An 11,619-nucleotide genomic window follows, 5' to 3' on the forward strand; every position below is an offset into this window, starting at 1 on the left:
GGCCCCTATTCCGGGGCCATGGCATTGTCGTAGGTGTAAACCCGGCCGTCGTATGGCATGCCCTTCATCGCGGTGCTGCCACCGGACGAGTCAGAGCTTGTCACCAATACGGGGTAGGCCCATTTCGACCATGGGCCGAACAGCAGGTGTGGTGGTTCCAGGTCCCAGCTAACGTCCGGCTCGAAGTCCAGTTCGGCAATCCGCACGCGGACATCGTCGATCTGGGTTGCGGGGTAAGGGCCCGAGAGGGTGCCGTCCTGCCGGCGCACGCCGATGCGGTGATCGCCGCCCGCAGACCAGTCCAACGGCTCGGACGACTCAAGCACGACACCAAGGTCGTCGCGGACAAAGTCCACAAGCAGCGAGCTCTGGCAGCGCCCAGGCGAATCCGCTGCTACCGCACAGAAGCCCAGATAGCCCGAGTTTCGGCCGTCCAGCTCAGTTGCCCAGTCGTAGGTGTCCAGCCTGAACTTCTGGTGGCCACGACGGCGCATGCCAAAGCGGTACGCGCGATCCCGGTCACCGCATCCGGGTAGCCTGACGATTTCGACCTTGATGCCTTCATCACCTGGCCATCGGCAAGGGACTGTTTCCCAAGCCCAGGTTCGATTGGAGAAGTACTCCACGTCGACGCCGTCGTAGTCGTTGATGGAGGGCAGAGGCCCCTGGATGGACAAGGCCTTGGTCATGTTCTGCGGCGAATAGGTCTGGGTCTTCGGCCCGTACTCGCGATCAAACGCCGCCCGCGGCACATCCTGCACCGGCCTGATCTTTCCGTTGACCACCACCAGCTCGGCCCAGCCGCAGGCCAAGGCGTTGTTCAGCGCATCTTTCAAGGTCATCGACTCGTCGATAGTCTCGTCGTAGAACTGCCCTGCGGCGGTCCAGATAAGGTCGAGGCGATCAAACTCCTCCATGTCGATGTCGCTGTCCTTGTAGCCAACTGCTTTAAGTCGGCTCAGGCACCAGGGTGCAATCCCGCGAGTTGCCACGGCAGCCTGCCAGGCCCCTGCGGATCTAACCGGCAGCACCCGTGTGGCCTCGACGCTGATGTCACTCTCCGACTGCGCCGATATCCGGTCACCACCGCGGATACGCACCGCCATGGTGGTCATGCCCGGATAGGTTGCGGGGCGTGTCTGCCGTAGCCCGTACAGCGAGTACCAGCTCGATTCGTCGTTGGCCTCAGCGTTGGCGCGGCCAGGCAGAGCAACCCAGCGTTTTTTGATCCTTGCCTCGGCCCGCATCGGATATGGGAGGTTCACTCTATGTGTGAAGCCCAGAGCATCGCGCGTGTCGCCGACATGGCCGCCCTCGACCACCGTCCACTCACCTGCGATATCCATGTCACGGTATTCGAACGTGTGGAACGATTGGGTCTGGTAGACCTGCCCTTCCCGTCCAAGGCCGAATAGCCCGTTGGCGTAGAAGACGGAGTACTCGATTGCCGTGACCTTCTGCCCTTCGGGCTGACAGGCGTAAGGCCCGCGATAGCCGCCTTCAAGATTGGAGGCGTCCAGCGTGATGACCGCGTTCACCGTGTTCAGCAAATCGAAGCCTGGCCAATCATCGTCCACCGCCCCAGACGCCGTTAGGCGCTCCAGTGTCATGAGCGAGGTGTTGTAGGACGTGATCCTGTAACGCATGCCGCGCGGGCCAATGGCAGCCATGCCGGCACCTGCGGCGAGGCTATTTACCGGGACACCACCGTCGAAGTTCAGCGTCATCTGCGCAGGCTGCTCGGGCGTTCCGCTGGTGGTAGCCGTACCAGTGACGCCCACCGGGGCCGATCCAAGTATGGTGGCAGCGCCGGTGGCGGTGACGGTCTGGCCGGCAAACGGCGTCACTTCAACGAACCGAACTCGCCCGCTGCTCTGCTGGGCCTGCAGCGGCGTGCCGGTCAGCTTGGAATTCAGCGCCGACACCAGGCCGGCCAGGTCCGTGGCGGCGGCGTTCAGCGTGATCGGATACGTCGACGAGCCGCGCGCCAGCGTAAAGCTCAGCGGGGTGACGTTGAAGTCATATCGGGTAGGCGCTGCCGAGCCGGTCAACGTCGAGGCCGTGCCTGGGCTTGCCGGTACGGCGGGACTGTATGGTGTGTAGCTGTCCACCACGTAATCGCCAGCGTTCACCCCCTGGACCTCGATGGGCATGCCCACATAGGGATTCAGCATCCCCAGCGGCCCCTGGACAATGTCCCGGTCGCCGCCACCATCGATCACGGTGTACTGGTAATAGGGCAGAACCCTGATCACCAGCCCGCTTTCCCAGTCCGTCGGCAGCTGGCCGGCGCCGGTGGGCACCGATACAGATTCGCCATTGAACTGGTAGGCGGAGGCCGTTGCCGAGCGGGTGATGGTGGTGGCCACCGTGAGTTCAAGGCCCGCGTTGCCGCTGGAACTGGACCCGACTTCGGTCACGTTGTACCAGAGCATGGAGGCCGGATCGCCCAGTACGCTCTCGCCAGGCCCGTAAACCGCAACCTGGGCGTCGGCGCCGAGAGAGATCAGCGGCGTGTCGCCGACCTTCATCTTGCTCAGCGGGGCATCGACCTGGCCCTTGGAGATGTACAGGAACAGCTCAACCCATTGTTCGCGCGGCGACACAAAGTAACGCCGCGGCTCAGCCAGGTACGACGGGTAAACACGCTGCCACCCAGCAATCTCGCGAATCCGGTCACCGAGCTTGACCTTGTTGCCCTTGGCGCTTGCCTCGTTGATCGGATCGCCAGAGGTGGTATTGATCGAAGGCATGCCAGGCATTTTCGGCTGGAGTGCCTTGAACACTGCCTTGGCGCCCTTGAACAGCGCGTAGGTAATGGTGAAAGGGTCTGTGCCCTTTGGCTCGAAGTAGATCTCGACCTGGTCAGCCGGTTTGAACTTCACCTTGTGCCATAGGTGGTGATCGATGATCTCGTCGTTCAGCACCACGCTGAATGGTGGGATTTCCCGGCGTTCGTAGGACGGGGCCATGGACTTCAGCCACGCCTCGATGGTCATGCGGCGATCCGTCATCCAGGTGCCGATCGGCGCGGCGTTGCTCATCTTGTTGGGATAGAACGCGATCACGGTAGAAAACCACCCTTGGGTAAGCGTCTCGGAAATCTTGAATGGTGCTGAGGCGTGGCCCGCCGGGATTGGTGTCAAGCACCTTCAGCCGGCCCTCAACCTCCACCACAACACCGACATGTAGGCAGAGCGCGCCGCGGAATACGGCAGCAATGGCGCCGGGCTGCGGCTGGCACTCGTCCATCCCCTGGCGTAGATCGTGATAGGCCGCTGTGTTCTCCCGAACTCGGTCTTTACCCACCGCCCCAAGGCTTGGCAGGAGCGGCAGCCCGAACACCTGATGCCGGACATGGATACACAACCCCCAGCAGTCGAACGCGAGGGGGCCCCGCGCACCTTCTCGGTAGGGCGCGGAGAGGAACTTATTCAAGGTCATAGGAACATGATGCCCGGGGCGATATTGGTGGTCAGAACGTCACGGTTGAAGATCGTGTTCAGCAGGTCGAAGAACCCGCAGGTGAAGCGCGCCACGTTGTTCGAATACTCACGGCTGAGCACGGTCATGTAGAAAACGTTGGCCGGATACGTCAGGTCGCTCAGCAGGTACTCGCGGTAGATGATGTCGATCCGCTTACCGGCCGCCTTGTAGCCTTCGACGATCTCCTGGACATCGCCCATCGTGTTGTCTAGGGCAATGTCCAGGCTCTGGTAGGCGCTGTTGTCGTTCTTCGGAAGCGCCTCCTCCATGGCGAGAGCGGTGAACGTCAGGGTTCTGCCGTCCTCGGTGCTGCACGTCGTGTCGTCGAAGCCTTGGCAGAACAGCAGCGAGGCTTCTTCGCCCTCTGCCCGAGCCTCGACGGTTTTGATCAGCAGATCACCGCCCGAGGCGAAGGCTCTTTCAATCGGATTCATTGAGCCTCCTCAGCTGCCCACAGTTTTAAGCCCGTACTTCGAAGCGTTGGCGTCGTGAATGCGGCCGTCCTGGCTGACGTTCGCGACATAGATGTCGATGACATCCTCGGCGGTGAGCTGCTGCCGATTTACCTGGCCAGCCTTGGAGGCGTCTTCATGGATGTTGACGGTCATCGCTCGACTCGACTGACCCTGGCCCTGCTGGATTGAATTGAGGGTTCGGTCCAGCTTGGCGCTGGTCTTCTCGGTGGTTACCCGCTCGCCCTTTTTAAGGTTCCAGGTACCGTCAGCTGGGACATAGTCGATACCGTCATGCGCCTGGCCATCCAGCGCCGAGCCAACCGCGGTCATGAGTACGCCGGCAGCACCCGCAGCGGCGATTGCCGCTCCTGGCGCAATGGCCGGGCCGATGAATGGAACGCCAATCATTGCGGTGAATGCGCTCAATGCCGCCATGGCCACCTGCGCGGCAGCGTAGGACAACAGCGCATGGCCGATTGACTGCATGAAGGTGGCCGCGAAGCCCTTGACGTTCATCTTGCCGGTCTCAGCCCACTCCGTGACCATGTCGGTCAACGAACTGAAGGCATCGGCACCGACGTTCTGCATGTTGCTGTAGAGGTCCATCGCCGCATCGGCCTGGCTCGCGAAGCCGCTGATGAAGCCGGCACCGGCGTTCTGCTGCAGCTGGTCGATGTCCTGGTAGTACTTCTCCTGCATGGCCCGGCGCTTTTCGAGCGCATCATTGAGGATCTCCGTCTCGCGTTCGTAGGCCGAATCGGACACATCGCCAGCCTCATGCCGCTGTCTCAGGTCCTCAAGCTGATCCTGATAGTCCTGCTCGATCGCCAGCAGTTCGAGGGCTCGCTCCTTCACCTTGTCGGTGTCATAGGCGTTGAGCAGGGGAGCGTCCAGGGCGCGCTGGTCAATGGTCAGCTGCCGGTCGACGCTGGCACCGAAGGCCGCGACGGCCTTGTCATCCTCCTTGGCCTGTTTCAGCTTTTTCAGCTGGTCCAGTTCGGCGGCCAAGCCTTTCAAACGTTCCTGCTGCTTGGCGCTCAACCCTGTGAGATTTCCCGACTCCAGTTCGAACTGCAGCTTGGCGACCTCGGTGGCCTCCTTGCGCTTGTCGGTCTCGGTGTTGATCAGCGCAATCTGTCGCTTGTAGCCCTCTTCGGCGGTGTCGAACTGGCTCTGTAGCTTTTTCGCCGCGGCCTCGGCCGCCTTGGCTGCTTCCTGTTGGGCCGGCGTAGTCGGCGTGAACGTGCCTGGAGGAGTGATAGTACCGAGCTCTGCGGCTGCCTTCTTCGCATCTATCACATACTGACGGATGGTGTCGCCAGACCAAGGTTTATCAAACTCTTTCATCAAATCTATGACAATAGAGTTAGCCGTCGTCATGTTAATGACAGCATCATTGGTTAACTTGGCAGCATCCTGCTTGAAGCTTTTCGACATCTCCCCAAATGTAATTGTTCCAAGTATCTTGCTACCCGCAGCCCCTAATTGCTGCATGTAGCTCACCGTAGTTGCAAACCCGGAGGCAATTACTCCGGCGACCACTGTGAAAGTTCTTCCCAACCCATCAACAAGAGTCGCAGTAACAGCTGCAGCTTCGACCAGATCATCTGCTAGCTCTTTAACTTTCCCTCGCAATCCCCCAGCTTTTTCAGTTGTATCGGTGAGGTCCTTAGAGAACTGAGCGAGAACCGGCATCAGTTCAGCAGCTAAGGCGGTCCTAACCGAACCGAGGTACGTACCAAGCACGGTAAGTTCGGTACTGAATTGCTTTGCGGCGAGAATCGTAGTTTCGTCCATCACGGCGCCAGCCGCTTCAGCCGCATCACCGTACCGTTTGAAGCCTTCGGCATTATTTCTTAGCAGTGGCAGAAGGGCTGTTGCATCGCTGGCAATCGCTTCCAGATAGAAGGTCATGTCCGACTGGCTAACCTTTGCCTTTTCGAGACTGGAGACGTAAAGCCCAAGGGCCTGGCTACCGCTTAGGTTTTTAAACTGATCTGCTGTGACGCCGACTTTAGGGGCAATCTGCTCAAAAAAGTCAGCCATTCCACCGCCGCCGGTGTTCAGAAAATCACCGACCTTGTCATTCACATCCTTGAGAATGTCAGCAAGCTTATCTTGCTCGACCCCTACGGTCTTGGCTCCCACAGCCATCTTCTGGAAGTCAGTGACACTGACGTTTGCAACGGCAGCAAGGTTAGATATCTCAGATGCCGAATTAACCGCTGACACCATCATCGTCGTAAACGCTGTAACAGCAGTCGCGACACCGGCGCCTACAGCGGTACCGACCGCCTTTGCGCTTTTTTCAACCTCCTTTCGCCACTTGGCGGAACTGCGTTCCGCCTTGTCCATGCCGGCTACAAAACCGCCTACCTGTGCAATGACGTCCAGAGTCAAAGTGCCTAATGATCTTGAGGCCATCTTTTTCTCCGGGCAAAAAAAAGCCCGCATAGCGGGCGGATTAACAGGTGGATGGCTACCTACTGAGGATCTTGGCTTTCTCCGCTTCAAACTCTTCAGCGGTGAGAAGTCCCCGATCTCTCAGTTCGGCTAACTTTTCGAGCTTGTGATATGGGTCTTCCGCTTCAGCCCGGCTCGCTGCTGGACTAGTCAATTCGACTGGAGTCCGCCTTCTTATCGAAGAGGCGGACCAAATCAAAGCCGCAAGCCAGCCGATGCCGGTCCATCCAAGAAACAGGTTCAGTAGAAAGACAGGTACTTTGTTGTGATGGCCTCGCAGCCAGGCAACGATAAACGGCAGAAAGTACAACGCTACCACCATGCCCTTCATTACGTTGCTCTGTAATGCGCCTGCATCGACAACCATGATCCGGTACTCCCTGTAAAACTGGACAATCTACCATATCGTCCAAGTGGGAAGCCTTCTGCAGGATCCAAGCCTATGCCCAGGAAGCCATGGCCTCCTCAAGGGAGATCGGCGCGTCCTCATCCTCATGCAGAGCGAAGTCCTTCCAGGTGTAGGGCGTTGGTCGTTTCTGCGGATCCCGGTGCAGGTTGGCCGTCAGCGCCGCCAGCATGGCCACCGAGCGCTCCACCCGCATGCCAAGGTGAAGCGTGCCGCGGCGCTTTCGGTACTTCACCCAGGACCTGAACTCACTCAGGCTGAGGTTTTCCTTGGCTTGCGCGATCGTCGAGCCCCCGACGCCGGAGAGGACGAGTTCGTGCCAGACTTCGTCGCGCTCGGTGAGCTCTTCGTCTTTCCCAGGTCGTTGACCTCCTGGATAGCGAACAGCAGAGCGACGGACAGGTTGCCATCAAGGGATCCCAGGCGCTTCTGGCTCTCCGGGTCCTTTTCAAGCTCTACTGGATCGAGCGGGCCGTGAGTGATGTCCAACGAGCTGCTGAACACTGGATAGCCGTGCTCGTCGCAGATAGACGCAGCAATGCGGCCGGCAATGCTGTCTTGCTTGCTACTGACCGAGAGTACATCGCTCACTGCCGTCTGGTAGCCCATCGGGCGGACGTAGACAGTGGCGGTGTAATCGTTGCCGCCCTGGCGCCACTTGATTTCCTTTTCCACCGGTCGCCCAGTGAATGACCCTACGCCCTTGAGCGCGTCGAGTGTCAGTTTCATGCGTTACCTCACACGTTGGTAGTCTTACGAATCCAGGCGGAGCCGCCGGAGCGCTGAATGGTGGCCGCCGTGGTAACCGCAGCGTTGGCGGCAAAGTCGAACGGGAAGTCGGAGACATAGCCGTCGAACAGGAACCAAGTACGGGTCGAAGGCAGCACGAAGTCTTCCGCGTCACCCAGGATTGCCGAAGCGGTTGCGCCGGTACCCGCGCCACCGGTCAGGGTAACGGTTGGCTTGCTGGTGTAGCCGGTGCCGGCGTTGGTGATGCTGAACCCAACCACCTTGCCGTCCTCGATGATCGCGATGGCCGCAGCACCGGTACCGCCGCCACCCGAAAACGCAACGGTCGGGGCGGAGGTGTAGCCAGTACCGCCATTGGTCAACTCGATCGCCGCCAGCGCGCCGGTAACGCCGACCGTTGGCTTGATGTCCTTGCCGTCAGACCAGCCAACCACCCAGCGGATGCTCTCGATGGTGTCGTCTTCCGAGATCTGGTGCAGGCGTACGTGGGAGGCGTTGCGTGGGTCGACGTTAAGGGTCAGGGACGCTTGGCCGGGGGTGCGCAGGCCGCGCAGGTATTTGCGGACGGTGTCGCTGAGGCAGGTAACCTCAACCTGGTCAGCCGGGTTGCCACCAGGGTTGAACGCCGTTGCGCACTCGATCTCGATGACCTCGAACTCGGACGGGTTACCAACTTTGGGCACCAGGGCATAGATCTGAGTGCCTTGAGCGAGAATCGCCATGGGTTTCTCCAATTGCGGGCAAAAGAAAACCCGCACTGAGCGGGCTATTGGGTTTGGTTGCAGCTCTACCGGCGGACCATCCAGTCCACGTCGAAGCTGGCACGGTAGTTTTTGGTTTCGGGATCTCGTCCTTCGGCGCCCCAGCGGGTGACGTAGGCGTCCAACTCGACCGCATCACGTATGGCATCCCGAACCTTTCGGGCCGAATCGCCAGTAACGGCGTAAACATCGACCTGCAGGGTGACGCTGTCGAGATCCGGGCGACCGGCCAGGTAATTCTCGGGGCTTCCGCTGACGATCTGCCAGACAGCGTATGGCTTGGCCACGCCCTGCTCCGCCTCCCCGAACGAGTAGAGACGCATGGATGTTCCAGTGCCGAGCAGAGCCGTTACAGCAGCGCTCTGCAAGCAGGCCTGTACGATCGGTGGTGTCATGAGGATGTCGCCTTTTTCGCTGCGCGCCGAATGGCACGGTCGATTGCCTTCTCGTACTCGGTGACGAAGGTGTTGGTCACTAGGCTGATGTTGTCGGCCAGGGCTGGACGCATGAACGGTGCAGCCGCGATCTTCTCGGTACCGAACTCGATCAGGCGCCAATGGGGTGTAGGGGCATTGGTGGCGGTGTCGACGGCCTCGCCCTTCTTGGCCAGCACAGCGCCGTGTTGCACGCCGATACGAAAGCCAAGGTCACCCGTGCGCTTGAACAGGCGACCGTTCCAGCGCAGCGCGATGTTGTCCGAGATCGACCGGCCTGTGGCCTTGTCGTCGATGCGCTCGGCGCCCTCCTTGGCTTTCTGCACCACCACTTGCGCCGCCTTGCGAAGCGCGGCGCGGCCACCCTTGCGGCGAACGTCAACGCTCACCTCCGCCAATTTTCCCAGCAGGCTGCCCAGGCCAAGAATGCTGAACTCTACGCCATCAGCCATCCTTCACCCCCTTCGAGACCAGGATCGTCAGATACTCCAGACCAGACTTGGTGTCCTCCAGCGGTGGGCCTTCGATGCTGTATACCTCGCCTCGGTGGACGATGCGCATGGTCGACAGCACGCCTGACCGGTACCTGATCACCATGCGGGCGGTGGCTTCGGACTGGGCAGCCTGCGCTGCGATCAAGTCCCGGGCAGACAGCGGCGAGACCTCAGCGTACACCTGGGCGAACTTCTGCCAGGCCGGCTCCCCAAACTCCAAGGTGACCGGGTCTCGGGCCTTCACCAGGTGTTCAATGGTGATGAGGTGGTTCAGCCGGCCGAGTCTCATGGCACACCCGGAACGCAGTAGGGCGACAGCAGCGCCTCGACACCCATAGGCAAATCCGTGGCAATAGTGCCGGTGACCACCTGCTCGCGGTTCTGGTCCAGGTGACCAACCAGTAGCAGGATCGCGGCCACGATGTCCTCCGGCACAGCTGCATACCCGGCGGTGAAGTCGATCTGCACCGACATGGCCTGCTTGCGTGTCGCCGGCCAGGCCTGCCCCTGCGCAAGCGATACGCGCCCCAGAATCTCAAACGGATTGACGATGTAACCTGACGCGTCCAGCGTTTGAACAGACCCGACAGAATCGGTGTAGCTGACAGCCTCGACGGTCTGCAGGGGCGGCCTTGGGATCAACACCGCACCGCAAGGGAAACCATCCAGATGAAGCCGCCAGCGCTGCGGGCAAAGCGATCGCTGAGTGATCCGCTCTGCCCAGGCTGTTGCCGCACGCACGATACGCGCCACCTCGTCGTCCTGGTCGGTATCGTCAGGGGCAATACGCAAGTGCTTCTTGGCCACCTCAAGCGATACGGCCTGGGCCGTGGGCGCTTCCAGCAGTTGCAGCCCCATAGGATCAGCCCTCTTCCGCCGCCTCTGGCGCATCGGCCGGCGAATGCTCGACCAGATTGAAACCCGCCGCCTTGCATGCGGCCAAGGCATCCTTGCCGGGGTCGACCGCGCCCATGCCCTTCAATTGCTCAACCTGCTCGGCTGGGAAGCCAACCAGCTGGCCAGGCTTGTACTCGCGCCCCTCAAGCGGGAAACCGCACAGCACACGCACCTGCACCAAATCTTTCTTTGCAGCCATGGTTCATGTCCTCTGGATAGGGGATGGCGGGCCGCAGCCCGCCAGGCGCCTCAGGTCGCCGAGTGCTGGTAGTGCTTCACGGCATCGGAGTCGGTCAGGTTGCCGCCGCTGCGCATGAAGGCCAGGAAGCCGACCTGCCCTTTGGAAGCGAAGGCGCTGTCGTCGAAGCGCATCAGGTTGACCTGCATGGCATCGCGGATCATGTACTTCGACAGGTCGCCGTAGATGATCGACTTGGCGTTCGCCGCCGGCGCCGGCATGTCGTTGTTCAGCGCCACTTCCTTGCCCAGCAGCAGGTCCGGGGCGCCGGCGGTGATGCCAGCCTCGTAGCCTGGGGTCCAGATCGGGCGACCTGCGGTGTCCTTCAGCTTGCGCAGCAGTTTGCGCACGGTCTGGGCGAACATGAACTTACAGCTGCCAGCCAGCTGATAGGCCTCGTCCACCGATTCCAGCAGGTCGACCAGGTCGTCGTAACCCACGGTCAGGGTCTGGCCGGTGGTGCCGATCTTGCCGGAAGAGGATGCGGTCACGATGCCGCGCGGCTGGCCAGTGCCGGTACCGGTGGTGAAGTGGCGGTTGGTGATACGACCGACACGCTCGATGATGCGCTTGCGAATGAACGCCTCGATATCGATCGAACTGTCCTGCAGCAGCTCGATCGGCACCGCGATGATCTTGGAGCTGTACTTGAACACGTTCAGGCTGACAGTGCCGAACGCCGGATCGAGCGCGCTGGCCTGGGCGTTCTCGGCCAGGATCTCACCCTCTTCGCTGGTTCCATTCGAAGATGGGAAGCTCAGCGGGTTGCCCTGGGCAGTGTTCAGGATCTCGGCCACCGCGCGCATGCCGCCGAACAGCTTCAGGGAGTCGATCAGGCTGGACGCCACAGCGGACGGGACGGTGTAGCCACCCTCGGAGCCGGTGGTGGTGCTCATGGTGTTGAAGAACTTGGCGGCCTGCTCGTTGGTGAAGCCGCGCTCACCGCGACGGGTCCAGGTGTCGAAGATACCGATATCCGAGAGCAGGTCTTCGGTATCGCGCTTGCCAGGCTTCTTGTTGCCATCGCCACCCTTGTTGAAATGCTGCTCGGCGGCGAGGTCCAACACCTTTTGCTCACGCTCGATCCGGCCATCGAGATCGGAGATATCACCGGTGAGGGTGTCGTACTTGGTCTGGTGCTCGGGCGTCCAGGGTTTATCCTTGGTCTCGTCCAGCAGCTTGCGGGCTTCGATGGCCAAGCCATTACGGCGCTCGCGCATTGCTTGAATGGTCAT

The 11,619-nt window shown here is 60.8% G+C and carries 13 protein-coding genes and 2 pseudogenes; all 15 read right to left on the minus strand.

Annotation, left to right across the window (positions count from 1 at the left end; translation table 11 throughout):
* Window positions 1-5: 5 nt before the first annotated feature.
* Window positions 6-3,068: a host specificity factor TipJ family phage tail protein gene (locus ABE456_RS04040; protein WP_346642822.1), complete on the minus strand. Its 3,063-nt coding sequence runs from the start codon at window positions 3,066-3,068 to the stop codon at window positions 6-8.
* Window positions 3,067-3,444 (minus strand): annotated as a pseudogene (locus tag ABE456_RS04045) (hypothetical protein); the annotation flags it as partial. The pseudogene ABE456_RS04045 and the gene ABE456_RS04040, both read right to left, overlap by 2 nt.
* The gene (locus tag ABE456_RS04050) at window positions 3,441-3,920 is read right to left on the minus strand and encodes a DUF1833 family protein (RefSeq protein WP_346642823.1); all 480 of its coding nucleotides are present in this window, start codon (window positions 3,918-3,920) and stop codon (window positions 3,441-3,443) included. The gene ABE456_RS04050 and the pseudogene ABE456_RS04045, both read right to left, overlap by 4 nt.
* A 9-nt stretch (window positions 3,921-3,929) precedes the next feature.
* The gene (locus ABE456_RS04055; protein ID WP_346642824.1) at window positions 3,930-6,365 is read right to left on the minus strand and encodes a phage tail tape measure protein; all 2,436 of its coding nucleotides are present in this window, start codon (window positions 6,363-6,365) and stop codon (window positions 3,930-3,932) included.
* A 55-nt stretch (window positions 6,366-6,420) separates the two neighbouring features.
* Window positions 6,421-6,771 (minus strand): superinfection immunity protein, encoded by a 351-nt coding sequence (locus ABE456_RS04060; protein WP_346642825.1) that lies wholly within the window; start codon window positions 6,769-6,771, stop codon window positions 6,421-6,423.
* A gap of 73 nt (window positions 6,772-6,844) precedes the next feature.
* On the minus strand, window positions 6,845-7,045 hold the full coding sequence (locus tag ABE456_RS04065; RefSeq protein ID WP_346642826.1) for a hypothetical protein: 201 nt from the start codon (window positions 7,043-7,045) through the stop codon (window positions 6,845-6,847).
* A 17-nt stretch (window positions 7,046-7,062) separates the two neighbouring features.
* Entirely contained in the window at window positions 7,063-7,539 is a 477-nt protein-coding gene (locus ABE456_RS04070; protein ID WP_346642827.1) for a phage tail assembly chaperone family protein, TAC, read from the minus strand.
* Window positions 7,540-7,547: 8 nt separating this feature from the next.
* A complete protein-coding gene (locus ABE456_RS04075) occupies window positions 7,548-7,820 on the minus strand; it encodes a phage tail tube protein (protein ID WP_346642909.1) in 273 nt (90 codons plus the stop codon).
* A 132-nt stretch (window positions 7,821-7,952) separates the two neighbouring features.
* Window positions 7,953-8,282 (minus strand): annotated as a pseudogene (locus ABE456_RS04080) (phage tail tube protein); the annotation flags it as partial.
* Between the two features lie 65 nt (window positions 8,283-8,347).
* Window positions 8,348-8,716: a DUF3168 domain-containing protein gene (locus ABE456_RS04085; protein WP_346642828.1), complete on the minus strand. Its 369-nt coding sequence runs from the start codon at window positions 8,714-8,716 to the stop codon at window positions 8,348-8,350.
* On the minus strand, window positions 8,713-9,207 hold the full coding sequence (locus ABE456_RS04090; RefSeq protein WP_346642829.1) for an HK97-gp10 family putative phage morphogenesis protein: 495 nt from the start codon (window positions 9,205-9,207) through the stop codon (window positions 8,713-8,715). The genes ABE456_RS04085 and ABE456_RS04090 overlap by 4 nt, the downstream gene beginning before the upstream one ends.
* Complete coding sequence (locus ABE456_RS04095; RefSeq protein ID WP_346642830.1) at window positions 9,200-9,538, minus strand: phage head closure protein; 339 nt, start codon at window positions 9,536-9,538, stop codon at window positions 9,200-9,202. The genes ABE456_RS04090 and ABE456_RS04095 overlap by 8 nt, the downstream gene beginning before the upstream one ends.
* On the minus strand, window positions 9,535-10,107 hold the full coding sequence (locus tag ABE456_RS04100) for a head-tail connector protein (protein ID WP_346642831.1): 573 nt from the start codon (window positions 10,105-10,107) through the stop codon (window positions 9,535-9,537). The genes ABE456_RS04095 and ABE456_RS04100 overlap by 4 nt, the downstream gene beginning before the upstream one ends.
* Window positions 10,108-10,111: 4 nt before the next feature.
* Window positions 10,112-10,345, minus strand: a complete 234-nt coding sequence (locus ABE456_RS04105) for a hypothetical protein (protein WP_346642832.1) — start codon at window positions 10,343-10,345, stop codon at window positions 10,112-10,114.
* A 50-nt stretch (window positions 10,346-10,395) separates the two neighbouring features.
* Complete coding sequence (locus ABE456_RS04110; RefSeq protein WP_346642833.1) at window positions 10,396-11,619, minus strand: phage major capsid protein; 1,224 nt, start codon at window positions 11,617-11,619, stop codon at window positions 10,396-10,398.

It is taken from the genome of Pseudomonas sp. TWI929, from assembly GCF_039673335.1.
Taxonomy (GTDB): domain Bacteria; phylum Pseudomonadota; class Gammaproteobacteria; order Pseudomonadales; family Pseudomonadaceae; genus Aquipseudomonas.